At 62.3% G+C, this 22,519-nt stretch carries 25 protein-coding genes and 1 pseudogene; 8 read left to right on the plus strand and 18 right to left on the minus strand.

The features are described 5' to 3' along the window. Nucleotides 1–4 precede the first annotated feature (4 nt). The 14 genes from DXY02_RS04455 to sppA all read right to left on the minus strand — a co-directional run bounded on the left by DXY02_RS04455 (nt 5) and on the right by sppA (nt 11,391). Entirely contained in the window at nt 5–2,170 is a 2,166-nt protein-coding gene (locus tag DXY02_RS04455; RefSeq protein ID WP_114988219.1) for a polyribonucleotide nucleotidyltransferase, read from the minus strand. Nucleotides 2,171–2,277: 107 nt separating this feature from the next. Continuing rightward, the gene (gene rpsN, locus DXY02_RS04460) at nt 2,278–2,580 is read right to left on the minus strand and encodes a 30S ribosomal protein S14 (protein WP_011363576.1); all 303 of its coding nucleotides are present in this window, start codon (nt 2,578–2,580) and stop codon (nt 2,278–2,280) included. A 57-nt stretch (nt 2,581–2,637) separates the two neighbouring features. Further along, nucleotides 2,638–3,720: an RIP metalloprotease RseP gene (gene rseP, locus DXY02_RS04465; RefSeq protein WP_114988220.1), complete on the minus strand. Its 1,083-nt coding sequence runs from the start codon at nt 3,718–3,720 to the stop codon at nt 2,638–2,640. Nucleotides 3,721–3,744: 24 nt separating this feature from the next. Next, a complete protein-coding gene (gene serS / locus DXY02_RS04470) occupies nt 3,745–5,022 on the minus strand; it encodes a serine--tRNA ligase (protein ID WP_114988221.1) in 1,278 nt (425 codons plus the stop codon). A gap of 42 nt (nt 5,023–5,064) precedes the next feature. Continuing rightward, nucleotides 5,065–5,226 carry a hypothetical protein gene (locus DXY02_RS12430; RefSeq protein WP_006852120.1) on the minus strand — a complete coding sequence of 54 codons (162 nt, stop codon included), beginning with the start codon at nt 5,224–5,226 and terminating at the stop codon, nt 5,065–5,067. Between the two features lie 78 nt (nt 5,227–5,304). Continuing rightward, nucleotides 5,305–6,795, minus strand: a complete 1,491-nt coding sequence (locus DXY02_RS04475) for an AAA family ATPase (RefSeq protein ID WP_114988222.1) — start codon at nt 6,793–6,795, stop codon at nt 5,305–5,307. Beyond that, nucleotides 6,792–7,328: a DUF177 domain-containing protein gene (locus DXY02_RS04480; RefSeq protein ID WP_114988223.1), complete on the minus strand. Its 537-nt coding sequence runs from the start codon at nt 7,326–7,328 to the stop codon at nt 6,792–6,794. Before DXY02_RS04480 ends, DXY02_RS04475 begins: the two co-directional genes overlap by 4 nt. Beyond that, a complete protein-coding gene (gene yidC / locus DXY02_RS04485) occupies nt 7,325–8,455 on the minus strand; it encodes a membrane protein insertase YidC (RefSeq protein ID WP_114988224.1) in 1,131 nt (376 codons plus the stop codon). Before yidC ends, DXY02_RS04480 begins: the two co-directional genes overlap by 4 nt. Before the next feature lie 56 nt (nt 8,456–8,511). Further along, on the minus strand, nt 8,512–8,919 hold the full coding sequence (locus tag DXY02_RS04490) for a PH domain-containing protein (RefSeq protein WP_114988225.1): 408 nt from the start codon (nt 8,917–8,919) through the stop codon (nt 8,512–8,514). After that, a complete protein-coding gene (locus tag DXY02_RS04495; RefSeq protein WP_114988226.1) occupies nt 8,916–9,302 on the minus strand; it encodes a ribonuclease P protein component in 387 nt (128 codons plus the stop codon). The genes DXY02_RS04490 and DXY02_RS04495 overlap by 4 nt, the downstream gene beginning before the upstream one ends. Nucleotides 9,303–9,363: 61 nt before the next feature. After that, on the minus strand, nt 9,364–9,501 hold the full coding sequence (gene rpmH / locus DXY02_RS04500) for a 50S ribosomal protein L34 (RefSeq protein WP_011363584.1): 138 nt from the start codon (nt 9,499–9,501) through the stop codon (nt 9,364–9,366). Between the two features lie 46 nt (nt 9,502–9,547). Further along, nucleotides 9,548–10,123 (minus strand): DUF2808 domain-containing protein, encoded by a 576-nt coding sequence (locus DXY02_RS04505; protein WP_114988227.1) that lies wholly within the window; start codon nt 10,121–10,123, stop codon nt 9,548–9,550. Nucleotides 10,124–10,198: 75 nt separating this feature from the next. Beyond that, nucleotides 10,199–10,582, minus strand: coding sequence for a chorismate mutase (gene aroH / locus DXY02_RS04510; RefSeq protein ID WP_114988228.1), 384 nt, complete (start codon nt 10,580–10,582; stop codon nt 10,199–10,201). Beyond that, nucleotides 10,579–11,391: a signal peptide peptidase SppA gene (gene sppA, locus DXY02_RS04515; protein ID WP_114988291.1), complete on the minus strand. Its 813-nt coding sequence runs from the start codon at nt 11,389–11,391 to the stop codon at nt 10,579–10,581. Before sppA ends, aroH begins: the two co-directional genes overlap by 4 nt. A 53-nt stretch (nt 11,392–11,444) precedes the next feature. On the opposite strand from sppA, the gene DXY02_RS04520 reads away from it, so the two are divergent. The 3 genes from DXY02_RS04520 to DXY02_RS04530 are packed head-to-tail and all read left to right on the plus strand — an operon-like array spanning nt 11,445 to nt 15,296. Beyond that, nucleotides 11,445–12,386, plus strand: coding sequence for a DMT family transporter (locus DXY02_RS04520; protein WP_114988229.1), 942 nt, complete (start codon nt 11,445–11,447; stop codon nt 12,384–12,386). Further along, a complete protein-coding gene (locus tag DXY02_RS04525) occupies nt 12,383–13,492 on the plus strand; it encodes a glycosyltransferase (protein ID WP_114988230.1) in 1,110 nt (369 codons plus the stop codon). The genes DXY02_RS04520 and DXY02_RS04525 overlap by 4 nt, the downstream gene beginning before the upstream one ends. Further along, nucleotides 13,467–15,296, plus strand: a complete 1,830-nt coding sequence (locus tag DXY02_RS04530) for a glycosyltransferase family 39 protein (RefSeq protein ID WP_114988231.1) — start codon at nt 13,467–13,469, stop codon at nt 15,294–15,296. Before DXY02_RS04525 ends, DXY02_RS04530 begins: the two co-directional genes overlap by 26 nt. 11 nt (nt 15,297–15,307) lie before the next feature. Here the strand turns inward: DXY02_RS04530 and DXY02_RS04535 are convergent, their stop codons facing one another. Beyond that, nucleotides 15,308–15,829, minus strand: a complete 522-nt coding sequence (locus DXY02_RS04535) for a DciA family protein (RefSeq protein ID WP_114988232.1) — start codon at nt 15,827–15,829, stop codon at nt 15,308–15,310. A 64-nt stretch (nt 15,830–15,893) separates the two neighbouring features. Here DXY02_RS04535 and DXY02_RS04540 point away from each other — a divergent pair, with 64 nt between their 5' ends. The 5 genes from DXY02_RS04540 to DXY02_RS04560 all read left to right on the plus strand — a co-directional run bounded on the left by DXY02_RS04540 (nt 15,894) and on the right by DXY02_RS04560 (nt 19,924). Further along, complete coding sequence (locus tag DXY02_RS04540; RefSeq protein ID WP_114988233.1) at nt 15,894–16,667, plus strand: PspA/IM30 family protein; 774 nt, start codon at nt 15,894–15,896, stop codon at nt 16,665–16,667. A gap of 56 nt (nt 16,668–16,723) precedes the next feature. Next, entirely contained in the window at nt 16,724–17,050 is a 327-nt protein-coding gene (gene trxA / locus DXY02_RS04545) for a thioredoxin (protein ID WP_170950537.1), read from the plus strand. Beyond that, on the plus strand, nt 17,037–18,227 hold the full coding sequence (locus tag DXY02_RS04550) for an aminotransferase class I/II-fold pyridoxal phosphate-dependent enzyme (protein ID WP_114988235.1): 1,191 nt from the start codon (nt 17,037–17,039) through the stop codon (nt 18,225–18,227). Before trxA ends, DXY02_RS04550 begins: the two co-directional genes overlap by 14 nt. Further along, nucleotides 18,211–19,002 carry a biotin--[acetyl-CoA-carboxylase] ligase gene (locus tag DXY02_RS04555; protein WP_244276148.1) on the plus strand — a complete coding sequence of 264 codons (792 nt, stop codon included), beginning with the start codon at nt 18,211–18,213 and terminating at the stop codon, nt 19,000–19,002. The genes DXY02_RS04550 and DXY02_RS04555 overlap by 17 nt, the downstream gene beginning before the upstream one ends. 73 nt (nt 19,003–19,075) lie before the next feature. After that, a complete protein-coding gene (locus DXY02_RS04560; RefSeq protein WP_114988292.1) occupies nt 19,076–19,924 on the plus strand; it encodes a M23 family metallopeptidase in 849 nt (282 codons plus the stop codon). A 112-nt stretch (nt 19,925–20,036) separates the two neighbouring features. Here the strand turns inward: DXY02_RS04560 and DXY02_RS12910 are convergent. The 3 genes and pseudogenes from DXY02_RS12910 to DXY02_RS04575 form a co-directional block, all read right to left on the minus strand. Next, nucleotides 20,037–20,231, minus strand: a pseudogene (locus DXY02_RS12910) (hypothetical protein); the annotation flags it as partial. After that, a complete protein-coding gene (locus DXY02_RS04570; protein ID WP_114988237.1) occupies nt 20,232–20,930 on the minus strand; it encodes an ABC transporter ATP-binding protein in 699 nt (232 codons plus the stop codon). Further along, complete coding sequence (locus tag DXY02_RS04575) at nt 20,923–22,494, minus strand: NAD(P)H-quinone oxidoreductase subunit N (protein ID WP_114988238.1); 1,572 nt, start codon at nt 22,492–22,494, stop codon at nt 20,923–20,925. Before DXY02_RS04575 ends, DXY02_RS04570 begins: the two co-directional genes overlap by 8 nt. Nucleotides 22,495–22,519: the final 25 nt, after the last annotated feature.

Consider the following 22,519-nt stretch of genomic DNA (forward strand, 5'->3'; position numbering starts at 1 on the left):
CTGATCAGCTGAGCGGTGCCACCGGGGTGGGTTGAGGCTCCACTTCGGAGGCATCGCCGGCTTGGGGCACGCCCCGCAGGGTGAGGTTGATGCGGCCGCGGTTGTCGATTTCTCGCACCCGCACGGTCACCTCGTCGCCCACCTTCACCACGTCTTCGACCTTCTCGACGCGAGCTTCGGAGAGCTGCGAGATGTGGATCATGCCTTCCTTGCCCGGAAGGATCTCCACAAAGGCGCCGATCGGGATGATCCGGGTGATCGAACCGGAGAACACCTCACCCTCGTTCACTTTGCGGGTCAGGCCTTCGATGATCTTCTGGGCTTCTTCAGCCGCAGCACCATCGTGGGACGCGATGGTTACGATGCCGCCGTCCTCGATGTCGATCTTGGTGTTGGTGCGTTCGGTGATGCCCTTGATCGTGCGTCCACCGGGGCCAATCACAGTGCCGATCAGCTCTGGATCAATCCGGAAGCTGAGCAGACGTGGGGCATGGGGAGACAGGTTGTCCCGAGGGGTGTCGATCGCCTCGAGCATCTTCTCGAGGATGTGGAGCCTTGCTGGACGTGCCTGGTTGACGGCTTCGGCCACCGTCTTCACCGAGAGGCCGGTGATCTTCATGTCCATCTGCAGGGCGGTGATGCCCTTTTCGCTGCCGGCCACCTTGAAGTCCATGTCGCCGAGGAAGTCCTCGATGCCCTGGATGTCGGTGAGGATCCGCACCTCATCGCCCTCTTTGATCAGACCCATGGCTGCGCCACTCACCGGAGCCTTTAGCGGCACACCGGCATCCATCAGGGACAGAGTGCTGCCGCAGACGGAACCCATCGAGGTGGAGCCATTGGAGCTGAGCACTTCGCTCACCACACGCACCACGTAGGGGAAGGTGTCCTTCTCGGGAAGCACCGGAAGAATGGCGCGTTCGGCGAGGGCGCCATGGCCGATCTCACGACGACCGGGGGAGCGCATCGGCCGCGTTTCACCGACGGAGTAGGGAGGGAAGTTGTAGTGGTGCAGGTACAGCTTCTCGGTGTTGGGATGGAGGTCGTCCATCTCCTGGGCATCGCTGGGGGTGCCCAGTGTTGCGGTGGAGAGCACCTGGGTGAGTCCACGTTGGAACAGACCTGAACCATGCACCCGGCGCGGCAGGACGCCGGCCATGGCGCTGATCTGACGCACCTCGTCGAGGCCGCGTCCATCCACACGCTTGCCGTCTTTGAGAATCTGCTGACGCATCAACTTCTTGGTCAGCGCCTTGAAGCTGTTGCCGAGCAGTTTCGGGCTGCTGGCCAGGGCTTGGCGAACGGCATGGTCGTCCTTCAGACCTGCGATGGTCTCGGACACCTCGCCCTTCACGGTTTCCAGGGCTGTGTCCCGCTCGTCCTTGCTCTGATCAAATTTGCTGAGGACAGCGCTGATCGCCTTGGTGCATTGCTTCTCCAGATAGGCAGGAACGGTGCTGTCTTCCTCCGGCTTCTCAGGCTTTACCTGGGTGATGCCCAGATCCTTCAGCAGCTGTTCCTGTGCCTTGATCAGTTCGCAGATCGCTTCGTAGCCGAAATCAATCGCCTCGATCACGTCTTGCTCGGGCAGTTGGTTGGCGCCGGCCTCGACCATCACCACGCCGTCAGGGGTGCCGGCGACCACCAGGTCCAGATCACCCCGTTCGATCTCCCGATAACTCGGGTTGAGCACGAAGTCATCCCCGAGCAGACCCACCCGCACGGCGGCCATCGGGCCGTTGAAGGGGATGCCCGCCAGCAGCGTGGCAATCGATGCGCCCGTCACCGCAAGAACATCAGCGGGGACCCGCTCATCAAGGGACAGGCAGGTGGCCACCACCTGCAGGTCGTCGCGCAGCCAGCTGGGGAACAGTGGCCGCATCGGGCGGTCAATCAGTCGGGCCGTGAGCGTGGCGCGTTCGGGGGGGCGGCTCTCACGACGCATGTAGCTGCCGGGAATGCGGCCAGCTGCATAAAGCCGCTCCTCGTAATCGCAGATCAGCGGCAGAAAATCAATGCCTTCTCGTCCGCCTGAACGGGTTGCGGTCACAAGCACGGCGGTGTCGCCACACTCCACCAAGACGGATCCTCCCGCCTGAGGGGCGAAGCGCCCGGTGGTCAGTCGAATCTCGCGTCCGTCAAAGGAGATCGACTGGGTTTGTCCTTGCACGACGTCTTATGTCCTTTTGTCAATCCCAAGTCTGACATTTCATGGCTGCTCTTCACAAGAAAGGGGAGGCCAAGCCTCCCCCTCACGACGCCATGGCGACAGGCTGATCACCAGCTGGACTTGACCACGCCGGGCAGTTCACCTTTGTGGGCGCGCTCACGCAGCTGGTTACGGCAGAGACCGAAATCGCGATAAACGCCACGGGGCTTGCCGGTGGCCCAGCAGCGGTTGCGCACACGGATGCGTGCGCTGTTGCGGGGCAGAGCCTGAATCTTGCGATGGATCTCCAGGCGATCCATCGGATCTTCGGCTGCGTTGAAGGCTGCCATCAGTGCTGCGCGCTTGGCCGCATAGCGCTCAACCGTTTTTTTGCGCTTCACATCGCGAGCGATCATCGACTTCTTGGCCATGCAGCTGAGGGCAGCGAGTGAACGAATAGTCAACGATACATGGGCGCCATCATCCTCCTAGCGACCCATCAATTGCTGGACCACCGGCAGCTGGCTGGTGTCACGCACGATCAGCACAAGTGTGAGCCCCACCAACAGAAGAAAACCGGATTGCACGAAGGCCATTTGGATCCGTTCAGACACCGGACGCCCCCGAACGGATTGGATCGCCAGCATCATCATCTGCCAGCCATCGAGCAGCGGCAGTGGCAGTGAATTGAGCACCGCCAGATTGATGGAGATCAGGGCTGAGAAGAGCACCAATCCGGATCCCCCCTGCTGGCTGAGCTGAGCTCCCATCTCAACGATCTTGACGGGGCCACTCACCTGCCCCGCCGTGGCGCGGAAGTTGGTCAGGAGGCCGGCGTAGCCACGCACGGTTTGCTGCAGCATTTGGCTGAATTGCGAGCCGGTGGTGAGCACCAGTTCACCGGGATTGCGCACGGGGCGCATCTCCCCACTGATGTTGGCCTGCAGCTGGGCGCCGATTTTTCCTGTGCCCTGTTGATCGTCAGGGATGAGTTCAAGGCTGGACGTCTCGTCTCCTCGCTTTCGCTCCACACGGATGGCTCGCTCGGGTGCTGCTTTCACATCCCGAACCATCGCTTCAACGCCCCGTTGTCCTGCAGCAAGGGGTTGGGCATTCAGGCTGAGGATCTGGTCACCGGCACGAAGCCCGGAGCGGGCGGCAGCGCCACCCGGTTGCACCTGCACCACCAAAACCCCCGGATCCGGCGCGGCGGGAACGCCGACAAACGCTGCCTGAGCGAACAGCACCACCAGTGCCAAGGCCAGGTTTGCTAACACCCCCGCAGCCACCACCAGGGCTTGCTGGGGGATGGGCCGATTGCGTAGCAGATCCGGATCATCAGCCGGGATCGTGCTCTCCTCATCGTCGTCAGGGAAGGCGACGAAACCACCCAGGGGCAGCAGCCGCAGGGCGTAGGTCACCCCACGCCGTTGCCGCTTGATCAGGGCCGGGCCAAAGCCAATGGAAAAACCGCTGACGCGGATGCCCTGGAGCGTGGCAGCAAGGAAATGGCCGGCCTCATGCACCACGATCAGCAGGGCGAGCACCAGAAGGGCGGCCAACACGTTCATATGTCCGTCAGGAGTCCAGTCGGATCATTCTGGCTGGAGTCGCTCGCGGCCGACGTAGGGCACCAGCGCTTTGGGCAGCAGGACGCTGCCGTCGGGCTGTTGGCCGTTCTCCAACAGGGCCGCCATGGTTCTGCCGACGGCCAGGCCACTGCCGTTCAGGGTGTGAACCAACTTTGTGGCCTTGCCCTCCTTGGTGCGAATGGAGGACCGTCGCGCCTGGAAATCGCCACAGACGCTGCAACTGGAGATTTCCCGGTAAGCCCCTGCTCCCGGCAGCCAAACCTCGAGGTCGTAGGTCCGGCGGGCGGAAAAGCCGAGGTCGGCGGTGCAGAGGTCCAAAACCCGATAGGGCAGCTCCAGCGCCTGAAGCACGGCCTCTGCATCAGCCGTGATCTGTTGGTGCGCCTCTTCGGAGTGATCGGGGTGCACAAACCAGTACAGCTCCACCTTGTTGAATTGGTGCAGGCGGATCAGGCCACGGGTGTCGCGGCCGTAGCTGCCGGCCTCACGGCGGAAGCAGGGGCTGTAGGCGGCGTAGCGCAGGGGCAGTTGATCTGCCGGGATGATTTCGTCCCGGTGCAGGGAGGTCACGGGCACCTCAGCGGTCGGTGTCAGCCAGAGGTCGTCCTCCGCGCAACGGAAGCTTTCCTCAGCGAACTTGGGCAGTTGTCCTGATCCGGTGAGGCTGGCGCTGTTCACCAGCACAGGGGGCAGCACCTCGCGGTAGCCCTTGCTCGTGTGGAGGTCGAGCATGAAATTGATCAGGCCACGCTCCAGGCGTGCCCCCTGGCCCATCAGCGTGACAAAACGGCTCTGCGCAATGCGGACGGAGCGTTCGGTGTCGAACAGCTGTAACCGCTCAGCGATCTGCCAGTGCTCGTCGAGGCTGTCATCAACCCGGGGGGTACCCCAGCGGCACACTTCAACGTTGTCGTCTTCGCTGCGTCCATCAGGGCAGGCCTCTGAGGGGAGGTTGGGGAACCCCAGTAGCTGCTGCTTGAGCTCGCTGGAGAGCTGCTTCTCTTCCTCCTCCAGCACCGCCACCTTCTGCTTGATGGCATTGCCCTGTTGGCGGAGTTCGGCGACCTCGTCGCCTTTGGGATCAGCGCCCGACTTGATGTGTTGGCCGACTTCCTTGCCGATCCGGTTTCCTTCCGCCTGCAGGTTGCTGCGTTGTTGCTCCAGATCGCGCTGCTGCTGGGCAATCAACTGCAGTTTGGTGAGATCAACAGCATTACCTCGACGCTCCAGTTGCTGGGCGATCGTTTCGGGGTTGTCACGCACAAGGCGCTGATCGAGCACGGTTTCAGGGGCGTCAGCGCCGGCAGCCTATGGCAGTCCGTTTCAGAGCACCTGGCCGACCATCACCGCTGCGATGCCCGAGAACAGGGTGATGCCGAGGGCGGTGAGGGGGCTTTGCCCCTGGGCGACGGCCATGGTCGTGATCACACCGGCACCAAGGCAGGCCACGCAGAGCTGAGTGGCGATGTCGTTGCGGCTCTCCACGTTGGTCCTGCTGTTGTTGGGACCGTAGGGAGCGCGCCGGCCAGCGCCTTACTCAAGGCGGGTGTTCGTTACGCCGCGTCAGGCTTCGTTACCTGCAGCAACAGAGGCGGGGCGGGCACGGCCGCCGTCAGCCCACTGTTTCAGCCGCTCGAGTTGTTCGCTGGCGGTGCGGGAGAGGGGGATGAGCTGGGAGGCCGCTCCAATCAGATCAGGCTCCGTCAACTCACGGTTGTCGGCAAAGGCCAGGTGCATCGCTTCGATCACGGTCTGCTCCAGCTCGGCACCTGAGAAGCCCTCACTGCGGCTTACCACCGTCTCCAGGGGAAGCTTCAGCCCCGGTCGTCTCCGTTCCAGATGCAGCTCAAGAATGCTGCGGCGCTCAGCGCTGCTGGGCAGATCGAGCATGAAGATCTCATCGAAACGTCCCTTGCGCAGCAGCTCCGGTGGCAGCTTCTCAACGCCGTTGGCGGTGGCCACCACGAACACCGGTGACTGTTTCTCCGCCATCCAGGTGAGCACGTTGGCCAGAACCCGCTGGGTTGTGCCGCCGTCACTGCGGCCATCCCCGCCGAAGCCCTTGTCGATCTCATCGATCCAGAGCACGCAGGGTGCCATGGCTTCAGCCCGTTGGATCATCTCGCGGGTGCGTGCCTCGCTGGCCCCCACCAGACCCGCGAAAAGCCGCCCCACATCCAGCCGCAACAGGGGCATCGACCAACTGCAGGCAATGGCCTTGGCCGTGAGGGATTTGCCGGTGCCTTGAGGACCCACGAGCAGGACCCCACGGGGCAGAGGCAGTCCGAAACGCCGTGCATCTTCCGAGAAGGCCCGGTGCCGTTGGTTCAGCCAGGTCTTGAGACCATCGAGGCCTCCGATGGCTTCGGTGCCCGCATCGCTGCGACAGAACTCCAGCACCTCACTGCGGGCAATCGTCTGGCGTTTTTCGTCCAGAACGTCCTGCAGATCCTCAGATCCCAATTGGCCGCGGCGGGCAAGGGCCCGGGCGGCCACCTGGCGAACACGCATCTCGCTGAGCCCGCTGCAGGCCTGAGCCAATTCATCCAGGACAGGAGCTGGCAGTGGGCTGCCGCTGCTGGTGCCGATGCTGCTGATCAGCCGGCGCAGGTCGTCGCTGTCGGGAAGGGGGAGATCGAGAAGCGTGAGGCTTTCTTCCAGGTCGCCGGGGGGTGTCCATTGCCCGCAGCACAACACCAGGGTGTGCGGGGTGCTGCGCAGGGATGCTTCGAGATTGCGCAGCATCCGGGCAACGCCCGGGTCATCGCAGAAACGATGAAAATCCTTGGCGAGCAGCAGGGTAGGGCTGCCCGCATCCCGTTGCTGAAGCCACTGCAGCATGGCCATCGGTTGACGGCTCCCCTGGCCATCGGCATTCACCGGCCCGCTGATGCCATCGATGAAATTCCAGCAGACCAGCTGGCGTGCAAGCCGCTGAGCAGCCTCTCCCAGCAGGCTCTCCACCCGGGCTTCCTCATTGCTCCGCACCCAGATCAGGGGTGTGCGCGCCCGCACCAGAAGGTCGATCTGATGTCCCCAGGTGGCACTGCTCATGGCTGATCGATCTGCTGCTGAAGCTGCTGCAGGGCCTGCCAGCGGGGATCCACAGCCTTTGTCTTGGTGTCTGGGATCACGGGCTGCTGCTGGAGGCCGGGTGGGCCTGGGCAGTGGTCACCGCAGTGGTTGACGACCGGCAACAGCAGGTTGAGTTGTTCGAAGGCCCATTGCTGGGGGTCAAATTGACCGCGTGGATCGAGAACATCCACCAGCCCTTCCATCTCGGCCGCCTCTCCGGAAAGCTCCAGCTCGTCGGCCGTCGGTTGCTCGTCTCCTAGCCATATCAGCTCGGAAGGCGTGCAGCTGAGCTTCTGATTGAACTGATTCAGGCAGCGATCGCAGCAGAGCGTGACGATCGTGTTGAGTCTCCCCTCAACCGCCAAGACGTTGCCGCGGTGCTCTGCGGAAACATGGCCTCGCACTGGTGTGAGTGAGGGGAGCTCATCGAGCTCACCCTCAACCTCCCAGACTTTCGCGGTGCCGAGGGCCCGGAGCTCCTGGAGGGGAACAGGCTCCAGTGCCTCGATCACTTGCCCTTCGGTTCAAAGGGCAGGCGTGAGCCGCCTGAGGTGGCAGAGACCGTCACTGTTTTCTGGGCCATTTGCTGATCCAGAATTTTCTGCAGGTTGTCGGGCAGTGCCTCTTTGGTGAGGATGAACGTCTGCAGGCCTTGGAAGATGTTGGCGATCAGCATGTAGAGCAGAACGCCGGCGGGGAGTGGGAAGAACAAAAACATCCCCGTGATCATCACCGGAGTGATTTTGTTGGCCGTGGCCTGCTGAGGGTTGGCAGGCATGCCCATGCCCGACAGCAGTTGGGAGATGAACAGGGTGATGCCGAAGCCGGCAACGAGAATGGCGATGTCCCAGTTGATGGCACCGTCGGCATAGAAGCCGACCTGGCCTAGGGCTTTGATGAACAGGAAGCCGCTACGGGCTGCCAGGCCCGGAATCTTCGCTTCAACGGTGGCGTCACCGGAGGCGAGTGCCGTGATCGTGCCGTCCTCGCTGACGCTGACGATGTCATCACCTTTGGTCACTGCCCATGTGGGGGAGAAGCGTCCAGGGTTCTCAACATCCGTGAGCACGTCGCTGAAGGCGCGACCGTCCTTCGTATGAAGGTTCACGGTGGCGCTGTCGCCAACGCCGATCTTGGTGCCCCGCGGCAGGCTGGCGATCACCGGCACGTGGTCGGTTTCACCGATGAAGATGGAATGGCTGGCGCTGTTGAAGGGTTTGGGTTCAACGGCAGCGATCTGGTCGGCCGGCAACACCTTCATGTTCAAGGTGTAAGGGACATCGGCGAACGGTGACCCCCGCAGGGTTGCAAACAGTGCAAACAGGATCGGCATCTGCACCAGCAGCGGCAGGCATCCCGCCAGGGGGCTGCCGAATTCCTTCATCACATTGCCCAGCTCCTCCTGCTGTTTCTGAGGATTGTTGGCATACCGGCTTTTGATCTCAGCCTGACGTTTCTGAATCACCGGTTGGGCGATGCGCATGCGCCGAGCGCTGCGAATCGATCCTGCGCTCAGGGGGTAGAGCGCGATCCGGATCACGAGGGTGAGGGCGACGATGGCCAGGCCATAGCTCGGAACCAACCCGTAGAAGAAGTCCAGGATTGGAATCAGCAGGTTGTCGGAGATGTATCCGATCACGTTGAAGAAACGGGGGGGCGGGACGTTGTGAGGCCAGTGTGCATGAACAGCTGCACTCAGGCGGCGAAACCTTCAGTGGTTTTCTCTTGGGCTTTGGCCGCACGGCTGCTGATGCGTTCGAGGATGTAGGCCTCAACTTCCCGGAATCGGGGCATCGAGCGCAGTTCGAGCCTGGCGCCGTCCTTGAGCACCAACACCATGTCTCCCCAGGCACCGAAGCCCCGGGGCACGGTGCGCACTTCGCTGATCTGTGAATACACAACCTGGGTTTTGTCTTTGCCCATCCAGCCCCCCGTCACCGAGATGCGGCGACTGGTGATGCGGAAGCGCAACCAAAGGGCCCGAACAACGGCTCCGATGGTGAAGGGAAGACCGATCAGCGTGAAGCCAAGCAGGATGTTGAAGATCAGATCCCCGCGGGCTGGTCCACCGTCGTAGTGGACATCTTCCTGAATGCTGGTCATGGATCTAGTCCGGCGCTTCTCAGAAGACTGTCGCATTCTTCGAGCAACTGTGTGGGGTCGGCTTCCGCGGCTTCCGGGCGAAGGCTGATCAGCAACCACCGGCCCGCCAGATCGTTTCGTTGTTCAAAACGTCGACGCAGGTGGTCATGCAGAAGCCGCCTGAGCCGGTTCCGCTTGACGGAACGCTTGCTCACTTTGTTGCTGATCACCAAGGCGCAGCGGCAGGTTCTTTCCTGGATGCCCCACAACTCCCGGCGAAGCAATTTGGGATCACCTGCAGCGACTCGCAGAACCATCAAGGTTCCGTGTTGGCGCTTGGAGGACCGGTGCAAACGGTTGAAGCATCGATGCCCGCGCAATCGCATGGAGGCGGGAAGGACCATCAACCAATCCTGTTTGGGGATGCCGAGGCTGGGGTGAATCCTCTGAATTCACCCCACACCATCAAGCGGCGAGGCGGGCGCGGCCGCGCTTGCGGCGCGTGCGGATCACACGACGGCCGGTGTGTGAGCGCATCCGTACACGGAAACCCGAGACGCGCTTCCTCTTGCGGTTTGTTCCCCCGAGGGTGCGCTTGGTCATGGACGTCTCCTGGCTACCGGCCGATCTGAATCTGGGATTTTATCAGTCAGTCCACATCGATCAGCCAGCTGCCGCGGTAGCCGGACATCGGCACATCGCCGGGGGCCTGCACCAGAGCGTTGAACTGATACATGCGCTTCCCCTGGGGGTTGAACAGCTTGATGTGAAGCGCGTAGTCCCCGTCTGAAGGCAGCGGCGTGTCGGGGAAGACCACGATTTCTGTTTGGTCTTTGTTGACCTCGATCACCGCCGGGATCTCTTCGAGACACTTGCTGCGGCTCATCATGCTGCCAACGCTGGTGCGGCAAATGCGCATGCGGTGGGGCTTGAGCTTGGAGTCGAAGTAGTCCGGAACGGTGACGGTGAGTTTGAGAATCGCGGTCTTGCGGTCCTTTTCGCGCAGGGTGAGATACCACTCCGAGCGGTCGTTTTCGATGCTGGAGGTTTGGTAGTAGTACAGCTTCCGGTAATCGCGGTCGTTGTCCCAGCGGAATTCCATCAGCCCCGGTGTGCCCTGGGCGTGGGCGATCTGCTCGGGAGTTCCGGTGAGTGCTGAGCCCATTAATAGAGCTGCAGCAGTGCCGGCTCCAGCAAGCAAGCGTCTGATGGTGGAACGGGCCATGGGAAGAATCTTGATGATGGGATTCTCCTGAGTCCAACCAGTGGGCGGTGATCTCAGGGGTCGGAGGCTGATCTGTCAGTTGTGACCAGATCTGTCTGGACGGAGCCGCTGCGCGTCGCCTTGATAAGGATGCACGGGTTGCTGGTCCTGTGGGATCCAGGCGTGGGCCAGAACACGGATGCAGCGTGGGAGGTCGCCTTGAACAGCCATTTGCTGGCAATCCAGCAAAGCCACAGTGTCCCAGCCGGGCCGCCGCCGGGCAATGGCCGCTGGGAAACAGGCGTCGAGATCGGCGGTGACCGAGAAGGTCACCGACACCAGCTGATCGGGGGTCAGATCATTGCGATCGACAAGGGCGTCCATCAGGGCGCTGACCGCCGCATGGATGGCCTCCGAGCTGTTCTCTGTGCAGGTGGTGGCCCCGCGCAGGCCTCTCAGAACAAGGGGTGAGCTGGTCATGGGCGGTACAGCCAAAGCACTTGACCGCTGCCCATCAATTCAATCGAGAGTCGCTGCTGCAGTTGATGCAGGAGCTGGGATCCAGGCAGTAAGCCACTGAGCTTGCGGCGTTGCTTGCCCAGGGTGACGGGGCGAATGTCGTCCGCGTCGAGATCGGCCAGTTGCGCCGCGAGTTGACGGGCATGGTCTTCGTCGCCGAGTTCATCCACCAAGCCCAGCGCCTGTGCCTGTTCTCCGCTGAACACCCGTCCATCGGCGAAGCGCTTCACCGTTTCCAGCTCAAGGTTTCGTCCCTTCGCCACAACACCAACGAACTGGCCGTAGCTGCTGTCGATCAGCTCCTGAAGCAAGGCACGTTCGGCATCGCTCAGCGGACGATCCGGGGAAAGGATGTCCTTGAACGGGCCGCTCTTCACCGTGTCGAAGCGAATCCCGATCTTTTCGAACACCCGCGAGAGGTCGTTGCCCCGCAGGATCACCCCGATGGAACCGGTGATCGTGCCGGGATTGGCGACGATTTTCTCCGCAGCCACACCGATGTAGACGCCGCCGGAGGCGGAGATGTTGCCGAAGCTGGCCACCACACGACAGCCCTGTTCCCGGAGCCGCAGCAGGGCTGCATGAATCTCCTGGCTGTCTCCGACCGTGCCGCCGGGGCTGTCAATGCGCAGCAGCAGTGCTGGAAATTCCCTTTGCTTCACCTCCCGCAGCGCTTTGAGCACCCGCTTCCTCGTGGCACCGGTGATGGGGCCATCAACAACGATGCGCGCCATCCGTCGTCGGGATTTTCGCCGCCAGGGCCAGATCATGTTGCGCATCTGCATCGCTCCAGATCTTAAAAAGAGCACCCCAGCGCCCATCCATGCCGTCGTTGCGACTCTGGTTTCTGATGGTGTTGCCCTTCGCGCTCTGGGGAACGGCGATGACCGCCATGGCGCCATTGCTCGCCAGCGCAGGGCCTTGGCTGGTTGCTGGCTTGCGCCTTGTGCCCGCCGGTTTGGCTCTTCTGCTCTGGGGCCAGTGCACCGGCCGAGGCCTGGCGATTGATTCCCGTGATCGGCCTTGGTTCCTCCTGTTCACCCTGGTGGATGCCACCTTGTTTCAAGGCCTCTTGGCGCGGGGGTTGGAGGGCACAGGCGCGGGTCTCGGTTCCGTCCTGATTGATTGCCAACCTCTGTTGGTGGCCCTGATGGCACGCGCGTTGTTCATGGAGTCGATCAATCCCATCGGCTGGATGGGGCTGGCCATCGGTTTGGCTGGAATCGTCTGCATCGGCCTACCGGCTGAGCTGTTGGGACATTGGTGGTTGCTGGCTGACCCGCCGGTGGTGCAGCAGTTGTTTCAGCCCGGTGAGGGCTGGATGTTGCTGGCGGCCGTCGCCATGGCAGCTGGGACGGTGTTGATTCGTTTTGCCTCACGCCACAGTGATCCGGTCAGCGTTACGGCCTGGCACATGGTGCTGGGGGGACTTCCCTTGCTCGGGGTTCATGCCCTGCAGCGCACGGATGCCGGCTTGGTCTGGACGGCAACGGACTGGGCGCGCATGGGGTACGCAAGTTTGCTCGGAAGCGCCCTGGCCTACGGATTGTTCTTCTGGTTCGCCAATCAGCGCGATCTCACCAGTTTCAGCAGCCTTGGATTTCTCACCCCTGTGTTTGCCTTGGCCACCGGTGGTTGGTTGCTGGGAGAGCGCCTTGATCTGCTCCAGTGGATCGGTGTTGTGATGGTGCTCGTGTCGGTGATCTTTGTGAGTCAACGTCGCCGGTTCTGGGAGCCGCTACCGCTTGCGGACCCCTCCTCATGACGGAGTCGCCGCTTCACCTCGTCATCGTCAACACGCCCATCGGGGCCCTCGGCAGTGGCGAGGGTGGAGGTGTGGAGCTCACCCTCCGATCCTTGGTGCAGGGGTTGGTGCGGAATGGCCACAGGCTCACGGTTGTGGCCGCCAAGGGCTCCACACTCCCCGCCGACTGCACCGGAGTTGAGTTGCTGGAGGTAGAGGGTGTGAACCAGCCCAGCTGGCAGCACGCCGCCGAGCATGCGCCGGTCGAAATTCCCCGTAATGGGCTTCTGCCGGCTCTCTGGGAGGCCGCGCTCGATGTGGGTCAGTCCGCCGACGCCGTGATCAACGGTGGCTACGACTGGCTGCCGCTGTGGCTGACGCAACGGGTCAGCGCCAGGCTCTTTCATCTTGTGAGCATGGGAGATGTGGCTGCGGTGATGCGCGATGTGATCGAAGCCGTCGCCGCCTGGGATTCCTGTCGCCTTGCTTTTCACACCCACCGCCAGGCCGCTGATTTCCGGCTGCCTTCTCCGCCCAGTGTTGTGGGCAACGGATTTGATCTCAGCAACTACACCTTTCAAGGGCAGACCAATGGCCCTCTGGGTTGGGCGGGCCGCATCGCACCGGAAAAGGGGCTGGAGGATGCTGCTGCTGCCGCTGCCGCCCTGGGTGAACAGCTTCTGGTTTGGGGATTGCGTGAGGACGACGCCTATGCGCGGCAGGTGGAGTCGAGTGTTCCCAAGGGCACGATCGACTGGCGTGGATTTCGATCGACCCAGGAGCTGCAGCAGGAGATGGGCCACTGCCGCGCTCTGATCAACACACCGAAATGGAATGAGGCCTACGGCAATGTTGTGGTTGAAGCCCTGGCCTGTGGTGTTCCGGTCGTCGCCTATGACCGTGGTGGACCGGGGGAGCTGATCTGTTCCGGTCGCACTGGCTGGTTGGTGCCGCCCGACGATGTTGCTGCCCTCACGGAGGCGCTTCGGCGCGTCGACAGCATTGAGCGCTCCCTCTGCCGCAGCTGGGCTGAAGAGCACGCCTCCTGTGAGGTCTTCAGTCAGCGTGTTGAAGCGTGGGTTCGAACAGGACTGACGGCGGATGTCAGCATCGACCGCAGGAGCTGAGGGTCCCTTGTCGGTCAATGTTTCAGGACGCCAGCGACGCCAGGTTCTGGCACTTGTGCTGACCCTGGGACTCGTTATCACTTTTTGGCGGTTGGGATCCACCGGTGTGGTGGATGAAACTCCGCCGTTGTTTGCCGCAGCCGGACGGGCCATGGCTGACACCGGCGATTGGCTGACGCCTCGGGTGAACGGCTTGCCCCGTTACGACAAACCGCCCCTGGTGTACTGGCTGATGGGGTTCGGTTATGCCTTGCCCGGACGCGAGGTTTGGGATCCTCTCGGCAGTTGGGCGGCACGGCTTCCTTCCACCCTGGCCACGCTTGGGTTGATGCTTGGCCTCGCCGATACGGTGCTGCGCTGGCCGTTCCCCGGCGATGCCCGACCGCGTTTGACGGCACTGATCGCACCGCTGGCCTTTGCCTTCTCGCCGCTGGTGCTCGTCTGGAGCCGTACCGCGGTGAGTGATGCCCTGCTGTGTGGCCTGCTGGGTCTCAGCCTGTTGCTGCAATGGAGGCGTTTTGCCGCCCCCCAAGAGGTGGCCTGGTGGCCAGCCTGGGTGATCCTCGGATTCGCAGTGCTGGCCAAGGGGCCTGTTGCTGTGGTGCTGACTGGTCTCGCTCTGCTGATGTTCGGAGCGTTGCGACGGGATCTCGTTCAACCCTGGCGGCGGCTGCGCCCGCTGCCCGGGTTGCTGCTCACCGCTCTGATCAGCCTTCCCTGGTACGCCCTGGAGTTGCTGGTGGAAGGACAGCCCTTCTGGGACAGCTTTTTCGGCTACCACAACCTCCAACGCTTCACCTCCGTGGTGAACAATCACCTGCAGCCCTGGTGGTTTTTCGGCCCGGTGATGCTCGTGGCTGCCCTGCCCTTCACGCCCTACCTGCTGATAGGCCTGGCAAGGGTGCCCCGATCTCGGATCGCTCCGGAGCATTCGTTGCATCAATTCGCAGCGTGCTGGCTGTTGGCGGTGCTGCTGCTGTTCACCACCGCAGCCACTAAGCTCCCCAGTTATTGGTTACCCGCCACCCCCGCGGCGGCCCTGTTGGTGGCCCAGGCCACGGTGGGCTCTTCGCGCTGGCAACGGATGGCCTGGGCAACTTGCCTGGCCTTGATCGCTGTCCTGGCTGCTGGGTTCTGGCTGGGATCGCTCTGGGTTGACTTGATCGAGGATCCGGAGATGCCGACGCTGTCGGTGGATTTGCTCGCCAGCGGTTTGTTGAAGTGGTCTGCGGTCTGGTTCAGCGCTGCAGCCGTGCTTGGAGCCGGTCTGTTTCTTCAGCGTTGTGCTGCCGCCCAGGCCTTGCTGGCCATGCAGGGCTGTCTGTTCGGATTTCATCTCACGGCTCTGGTTCCCATCGCTGAACTCGCCGATCGTCTGCGTCAGCAGCCCGTGCGTGATGCGGCCTCACTGATGTTGTCGCAGCAGCGCCGTGGAGAGCCCATGGTCATGGTTGGCGCCATGAAGCCTTCGCTGCACTTCTACACAGGCCAGGTGATCCTTTACGAAGGCCAATCCGATGGGGCGTTGGTCAACATTGCGGATCGCCTGGCCCATGAACAGCGACGCGGCTGGAGTGGATATCCCCTCGGGAGCCCCGGTGCCTCCAGAACCGTGCTGGTGCTGATCGATCGCGGAACGGCAGAACGGGATCATTGGAGGAACCTGCAGCCTGAGCTGCTGGGACAGATCGGGATCTACGACGTTTGGCGTCTGGACCGCACTCGCCTTGAGCAACGGGCACAAACCCTGATGGCCGATGGCGTCGATGCCGACTGGGAAGAGCCGCGCCCGGAGCGGTATTGAGTTGTGGGGTCCTAAGAGGGCGACAAGGTCTGGCGATGGCAAAAACCGCAGTGCCCCCAGAGCTTGATTTCTCCGTTGGGTGCTGGTCGGCCACAGTCCGGGCATGTCCCCATGCCGTGCACATCGGTGCGGCTCGGATGTTTGGCCCAAATGCCGGCTTCGCTCTCCAGCACCGGGGATTGGAGGGAGTGGTGTTGCTGAATGCGCAGATCACGCACCGCGTGGCCGGCTTGGTGCAGGGCGCTGATCAGTTGGGGCTTGTTGTAAAGGAGAGCCTGGCGCCATTGGGGATGGCTGGCTCCCACGGTCAGCACCCCGCGTTGCAGCGATAGGGGGCGGCAGTGCGGTGCCAGTTGCGCTCCCGCAACTCTCGGCCAGTCCTGCCAGAGCGCTGCCAGATGGTCGTCCCTGCGCCACTCCCTCTGAAGTGCGCCGAGGCAGGTTTTCAAGTGTTCCGCCGGCGCTGGCGCAGCTGACTGCAGCAGCTCCAGGCCCGGAAGGCGACGCCGTTGGGATTCAGGTGCAACCGCCATGGGTTGATCCTAGGCAGAACTGCTGCAGGAACCTCGCTAATCTCAGCGCGTCTGAGGCCAAGTCATGGGTTTCTTTGATCGGCTGAGCAGGCTGGTTCGTGCCAACGCCAACGCTGCCGTCAGCAGCATGGAGGACCCGGCCAAGATCCTCGATCAATCCGTCGCTGACATGCAGGCGGATCTGGTCAAGTTGCGTCAGGCGGTTGCCCTGGCGATCGCGAGTCAAAAGCGACTGACCAGCCAGGCTGAGCAGGCTGCAGCTCAATCCAAGACCTGGTATGAGCGTGCTGAGCTGGCGTTGAAGAAGGGTGAGGAATCCCTGGCTCGGGAAGCATTGACCCGCCGCAAGACCTTCCAGGAGACGGCGACCTCGCTGACGGCCCAGGTGCAGGCCCAAGACGGCCAGGTGGAATCGCTCAAGAAGAGTCTGGTTGCCCTCGAAGGAAAGATCGCTGAGGCCAAGACCAAGAAGGACATGCTCAAGGCCAGGGCCCAGGCGGCCAAGGCCCAGCAGCAGTTGCAAAGTGCCGTCGGCAGCATCGGCACTGATTCCGCTATGGCGGCCTTCGAGCGAATGGAGGAAAAGGTGGAGGCCCTGGAGGCCACCGGTCAGGCTGCGGCTGAGCTGGCTGGATCTGATCTGGAGAGTCAGTTCGCGGCTTTGGAAAGCGGTGGCGGTGTTGATGATGATCTCGAGGCGTTGCGCGCTCAGCTGAAGGAAGGCCCGGAAGCCGTTGCTCTTCCCGCATCTGAGACCTCTGAGGTCGTGAAGCCCGTGCAGGTGGAAGAGGTGGATGCTGAACTCGAAGACTTGAAACGATCCATCGACAAGCTCTGATCAACCCAGGAAAGTCGTCCGGCTTTCCATAGGATCAGTTCAGTTATTTGAGTGCCTTGGCTGGAGCTGTTGCCGATTTCACCGACGCTGGTTTTGAACGTGAAGTTCTCAAGGCTTCCGGCACGGTCCTCGTCGATTTCTGGGCTGCCTGGTGCGGCCCCTGCCGACTGATCGCTCCGTTGATGGATTGGGTGGCGAGCGACTACGGCGATCGCGTCAGCGTCGGCAAGCTCGAGGTGGATTCCAATCCTCAGACCCGTGACGCTTATCAGGTTCAGGGCATCCCCACACTGATCCTCTTCCGCAACGGTGAAGTGGTGGCAAGGCACGAGGGTGCCATCGCCAAACCGCAGTTGCAGTCCTTCCTGGATGCCAACCTCTAAGCGGCTTGCCTCACTGGGCAGCGCTGTTTTTGCCCGTGTTGATGCCGCCAAACAGGCTTATCGGCTCGAGGCGTCTTCTTCAGTTCGTTCGGATCTGGTGGATCTCTCCATCGGATCCTCTGATCTTCGGCCTCCCACGGCGTTGTTGCACTCCATGGCCTCAGGGGTCATGGAGTCCAGCAGCAGCTCCTATTGCCTTCAAGCCGGCCTGAGGCCTTTTCATGCCGCCGTCGCGGACTGGTGTCGGCATCGCTTCGACGTTGCCGTGGATCCTGATCATGAGGTCCAGTTGTTGGTGGGATCCCAGGAAGGAACCGCCCATCTGCCGCTGGCGATCCTGGATCCGGATGACGCCGCCCTGCATCTGGACCCCTGTTATCCATCCCATACCGGTGGATTGCACCTGGCGGGAGCCCGGACCAAGGCCCTTTCCCTTTCCCCAGAAAACGACTGGCGGCCGGACCTGACGACCATCAGCCCCCAGCTCTGGGATCAACTAAAGCTGTTCGTTTTGGGGTATCCCCACAACCCATCAGCCCGGGTGGGGGATCAGGAGGATCTCAATCGCATCACGGCGATCGCAGCTCGGCACGACGTGGTGATCGCTCACGACAATCCCTATGTGGATCTTGCCCTGGATGGAGAGCCTCCCTCGCTTTTGCAGGCTCCGAACTGGAGGGAGTGCGGCATTGAATTCTTCTCCCTTTCGAAGGGCTGGTGCCTTGGGGGATTCAGACTCGGTTTTGCAGTTGGGGCTGCACCGCTGATTGCCGCCCTGCGTCGCGCCAAGGCCGTCATCGATTTCAACCAGAGCCTGGCTCTGCAGCAGGGTGCGATTCAGGCCTTGCAACGCTTCCCCGATTGGCCGCGGCAACTGCATCCGACTTATCGCGAACGACGGGATCGTGTGGTCGAGACCCTCAGGGCACGCGGTTGGTCGGTTCCCTGTCCAGAGATGGCGATGTACCTCTGGTTCCCCTTGCCTGATGCGGCCCATCGTCGGGGCTGGAGTGATGAAGATGCCGCGAGGGAACTGCTTCAGCGCAGTGGTGTCGCCTTGACCCCTGGGTCTGGGTTTGGTGGCGGCGGTCGCCAGTGGCTGCGCATGGCGCTTGTACGGCCAGTGAATGAGTTGGTGGACGCTGCATCGCGTCTCGCGGATGCGATGGATGACTGAGCCACGCATGCAGCAACATCGATTCCCACACTTCGGTGGTGGCCGGTTGATGGCGACGTATCGCCGCCTCGCTGGTGCCTCGGCACGCCACTGGTCCATCCGTCATGTGCCTGTGTGCAGCAGCACGGAGGAGCTGCTGGGGGCCTGGTTGCGCGATCAGCCTTCATTGAGGGGACCTCGCGCCGTCATTGCCACCCACCAGCGCCGGGGAGTCGGCCAATGGGGGCGCGCCTGGGTTTCTCCGCCAGGTGGTGTCTGGATCAGTGCTGCCTTGCCTTGGCGGAGCCAAGGGTCCGGTCAGGCCGGCTTGCTTGGCTTGGCGCTGGCCCTTTCGGTGGTGCACCGGCTTGAGCAGCAGGGCCTTTCGGTTCAGATCAAATGGCCCAACGACCTGTTCGTGAACGGCCGCAAATTGGCGGGCCTTCTGCCAGGGGTTGTGCAGCGGGGCTCCCAGCTGCGTTTGCTACGCATCGGCCTGGGCCTGAATGTGCGGAATGCAGTTCCTGGCCATGCCATTGCTCTGAGAAGGCTTGAAGGGCAGCAGGCTGCGGATCCGATCCGATGGACGGCGGAGGTTTTGCTGGCCTTCGATCATTGTCACGACGAAGGAGGCGATGGGGCCTGGTGCCTCGATGGCGTTCAGGCCAGGCTCTGGTCTGATCAGCTCGTCCATCCTCAAGACGGTCAGATCTGGAGGATTGCTGGCCTTGAACGCGATGGAGGGCTGCGGTTGCGTCAGGGTTCAAGGACTGAAACCTGGCGCCGCTGGCCCTGAGTTGGTGTCCCATCCATAGGATTCCTGAGCACAGCCGTCTTGTCCCTTGCTGGCTTGGTTTGCGCTGATCTGGATGTTGGTTCCAGCCGCGGCTGCGCAGGGTTTTGATCAGTCGCTCGATGGTCTGGTTCGCCAACGGGTGATCACGTCCCAGGAGCGCAAGCTGCTCCGGGGCGGTGGCGCGGCGGTTCCCATCGAACGAAGCCGTTTTGAGGAGGCCTGTCGCACCGGTGCTCTGTCCCGGCAGGACTGTGCTTCCGGGGTGGCCAGGCGTCCGCCGGGGGCACTTGCCTCAGCACGGGTTCGCTTGATCCCCTCCCGCCAACCGTTGCGTGTTCCCGTGTCAGCGCTTCTCGCCCCCGATGGCGGCACCTTTCGGCTGGAATCCGTCTTTGCGGTCACGCCCCGTCCGCTGCCAACTCCTGGCAATGGCGACAGTCAACTGCTCTTCCCGGTGGCTGGAGATGCTTTGAAAAGCAGTGGGTTTGGTTGGCGTCTGCATCCGATCCTGGGGAGCTGGCTGATGCATGCCGGGCGGGACTTTGCGGCACCGGAGGGCACACCGGTGGTGGCTGCTCTTTCGGGGCAGGTCTTAAGCAGTGGTCTTGCCGGTGGGTATGGCGTCGCCATCGAACTGGAACACGCCGAGCCATTGCGCCGCACGCTCTATGGCTATCTCTCGGAGATCTACGTGCGACCCGGTCAACCGGTGCGGCAGGGAGAGGTGATTGGCCGCGTCGGCAGCACATGTCTCAGCACAGGGCCGCACCTGCATTTCGAGTTGCGCACGCCCTCGCGGGCCGGTTGGCAGGCCGTTGATCCAGGGGATCTGGATGTTTCCGCCGTGATGCGTGCCAACAACGATCCTGTTTCGCTCCTGTTCGGCCAGGTGTTGCGCAGCCTTGAACGGGATCAGCCCTAGCCCAGAGCGATGCTGAGCGAAACAGAGACGTCAGTGCGTCCAACGCAGGCTGGGAAGCAGCCTGGTGCTGCAGCTGTTTCAGGCAGGCCAAGCCGTCCATGCCTGGCAGCATCAAGTCCAGCAGCAGCAGATCGAAACGATCAGAACCGGCTTCGTCGAGAAAGTCATCTGCGGACCCGAAGCAGAAGCAGGCGTGCCCCTCATCGGTGATTTCAGCACTGATCAGCTGCTGAAGCGCGGACCATCCTCCACGACTGCAACACGAAGAGCATTGGGGGTCTCCTCCATTAGCGCAGGGGCACTGCACTCATTGTGGGCATCCAGTGAGCGCCCGACCATCCTGGAATCGAGCAATGCGTTGTGCTCGGGCCGCCACATCGTCCTCATGGGTCACCATCACCAAGGTGATGCCCTGTTGGTGGAGTTCATCAAACAGTTCCAGCACCTCGGCGGTGGTGCTGGAGTCCAGAGCCCCTGTGGGTTCGTCCGCCAGCAGCAGACTGGGGCGGTTGATGATGGCCCGGGCGATGGCCACTCGTTGTTGCTGCCCTCCGGAGAGCTGATTGGGCTTGTTCTCCAAACGCTGCGCCAGACCAACGCGGCGCAGGGCCGATTGGGCACGCTCGATCCGTTCCTCCCTGGGCACCCCCGCATAGATCATCGGGAGCATCACGTTCTCCATGGCGCTGGCGTGGCCGAGCAGATGGAACTGCTGAAAGACAAACCCGAGCGAGCGGTTGCGAACGTCGGCTAAGGCATCGTCATCCAACTGTTCAACGGCCGTGCCATTGAGCCGGTAGGTGCCACTGGTGGGCCGGTCCAGGCAGCCAAGGATGTTCATCGCCGTGCTCTTGCCTGAGCCGCTGGCCCCCATCACCGCCAGGTAATCCCCCTCCTGAACGGTGAGATTCAGTTGGTCAAGTGCTTTGACTTCGAGATCACCAGATCCATAGATCTTGCTGATCCCCCTGAGCTCAGCAACCGGCTGCTGCACAGCCTCAGCCAAGACCCTTCAAGCTCGACAGGGCGATGGCCTGCTGAAGCAATGGCGTTCCTGCAACCGCTGTATTGGCCCACTGGAACAGTGGATTGGAGAGGATTCCACCAACGGCGGTGATCGCCACACATCCAATCAGGGCAACCCGAAGCGGCTGCATCCCCATCAACGACCAATTCACCTCGGGGTAGGCCTTGACCACATCGGAGGCCTCCTGGGGCTCCTTCACCACCATCATTTTGATGACGGAGATGTAGTAGTAGATCGACACCACGGAGGTGACCAGGCCAACCACCACCAGCAGGTATTCGTGGTTCGCCCAACCGGCAAAGAACAGATAGATCTTTCCGAAGAAACCCAGCATTGGCGGAATGCCACCTAGAGAAAGCAGGCAAAGACTGAGGCCGAGGGTGATCAGGGGATCCTTCTGGTAAAGCCCCGCGTAATCAGAAATTCGATCGCTTCCTGTGCGGATCGAGAAGAGGATGATGCAGGCGAAGGCCCCCAGGTTCATGAACAGGTAGGCCGCCATGTACAGAACCATGGCTGCGAAACCGTCCTCGGTGCCGCAGACCATGCCGATCATCACGAAGCCGGCCTGGCCGATCGAGCTGTAGGCCAGCATGCGCTTCATCGAGGTCTGGGCGAGGGCAACAACGTTGCCCAGGGTCATGCTCAACACCGCCAGAACGGTGAACAGCAATTTCCATTGATCGTCAAAGGCACCAAAGCAACCCACCAGGATGCGAAGGGCCAGGGCGAATCCTGCTGCTTTGGAACCCACTGAAAGGAATGCCACCACAGGGGTTGGTGAGCCTTCGTAGACGTCAGGCGTCCACTGGTGGAAAGGAACGGCTGCGATCTTGAATGCAACGGTGGCCAAGACGAACACCAGGGCCAATGCAGCCAGAGGTGTGGTGCTGGTTTGCAGAGCCAGGCCGATGGTGTCGAGGCTTGTGCTGCCGCTCAGGCCGTACAGCAGGGAAGAGCCGTACAGGAAAACAGCAGCGGCTGCCGATCCCACGAGCAGATATTTGAGTGCTGCTTCCGAGCTGCGGGCATCCCGCTTCATATAGCCCGACAGCAGATAGCTGGCGACGGAGAGCGTCTCCAGCGAGATGAACACACTCACCAGATCCGTTGCCCCGCAAAGGAGCATGGCGCCGAGGGTTGCAGCGAGGAGGATGGCGGCGTACTCGCCAACGGGTGTGCCGCTCTTCTCCGCGTAACGCCAGCTGATCAGCAGGGACAGAAGCGTGGACAAGGCAATCACAGCCCGGAACGCCACCGCCAGGTTGTCGGCGAGGAAGGCTCCGAGGAACGAGGGCTCCAGCGGTGCGTTCCACTGCAGGGCGAGTAGCACCAGGGAGGTCCCCAGGCCCAAGTAGCAAATCGGCGGCACCCAACGTGTGGCGACCTTTTCGCCGGCCAGGTCCACCAAGAGGGTGGCGATCATCGCCAGCAGAACTGCAGCTTCGGGCAGTACGGCGGAGGCGTTGAGAGAGAGATTCAGCAGCTCACCAGGGGCAGCCGTGGCCTGGGTGGCGAGAAGGAAAGCACCCATGTCGGGCATGGCAGCCTGGAACCGTTGCGCTGGG

Source organism: Synechococcus sp. N19, from assembly GCF_900474045.1.
In the GTDB taxonomy this organism is placed as follows: Bacteria; Cyanobacteriota; Cyanobacteriia; order PCC-6307; family Cyanobiaceae; genus Parasynechococcus.

Coding starts and splice junctions, on each gene's coding strand:
- rpmH (WP_011363584.1), bottom strand. CDS start 9,501: ATGACCAAGCGCACCCTCGGGGGAACAAACCGCAAGAGGAAGCGCGTC.
- DXY02_RS04560 (WP_114988292.1), top strand. CDS start 19,076: ATGTTGGTTCCAGCCGCGGCTGCGCAGGGTTTTGATCAGTCGCTCGAT.
- DXY02_RS04525 (WP_114988230.1), top strand. CDS start 12,383: ATGACGGAGTCGCCGCTTCACCTCGTCATCGTCAACACGCCCATCGGG.
- DXY02_RS04475 (WP_114988222.1), bottom strand. CDS start 6,795: ATGAGCAGTGCCACCTGGGGACATCAGATCGACCTTCTGGTGCGGGCG.
- DXY02_RS04505 (WP_114988227.1), bottom strand. CDS start 10,123: ATGGCCCGTTCCACCATCAGACGCTTGCTTGCTGGAGCCGGCACTGCT.
- DXY02_RS04575 (WP_114988238.1), bottom strand. CDS start 22,494: ATGCCCGACATGGGTGCTTTCCTTCTCGCCACCCAGGCCACGGCTGCC.
- DXY02_RS04540 (WP_114988233.1), top strand. CDS start 15,894: ATGGGTTTCTTTGATCGGCTGAGCAGGCTGGTTCGTGCCAACGCCAAC.
- rseP (WP_114988220.1), bottom strand. CDS start 3,720: ATGAACGTGTTGGCCGCCCTTCTGGTGCTCGCCCTGCTGATCGTGGTG.
- aroH (WP_114988228.1), bottom strand. CDS start 10,582: ATGACCAGCTCACCCCTTGTTCTGAGAGGCCTGCGCGGGGCCACCACC.
- DXY02_RS04520 (WP_114988229.1), top strand. CDS start 11,445: ATGCCGTCGTTGCGACTCTGGTTTCTGATGGTGTTGCCCTTCGCGCTC.
- DXY02_RS04550 (WP_114988235.1), top strand. CDS start 17,037: ATGCCAACCTCTAAGCGGCTTGCCTCACTGGGCAGCGCTGTTTTTGCC.
- sppA (WP_114988291.1), bottom strand. CDS start 11,391: ATGATCTGGCCCTGGCGGCGAAAATCCCGACGACGGATGGCGCGCATC.
- DXY02_RS04495 (WP_114988226.1), bottom strand. CDS start 9,302: ATGGTCCTTCCCGCCTCCATGCGATTGCGCGGGCATCGATGCTTCAAC.
- DXY02_RS04555 (WP_244276148.1), top strand. CDS start 18,211: ATGCGATGGATGACTGAGCCACGCATGCAGCAACATCGATTCCCACAC.
- rpsN (WP_011363576.1), bottom strand. CDS start 2,580: ATGGCCAAGAAGTCGATGATCGCTCGCGATGTGAAGCGCAAAAAAACG.
- DXY02_RS04535 (WP_114988232.1), bottom strand. CDS start 15,829: ATGGCGGTTGCACCTGAATCCCAACGGCGTCGCCTTCCGGGCCTGGAG.
- DXY02_RS04530 (WP_114988231.1), top strand. CDS start 13,467: ATGTCAGCATCGACCGCAGGAGCTGAGGGTCCCTTGTCGGTCAATGTT.
- DXY02_RS04490 (WP_114988225.1), bottom strand. CDS start 8,919: ATGACCAGCATTCAGGAAGATGTCCACTACGACGGTGGACCAGCCCGC.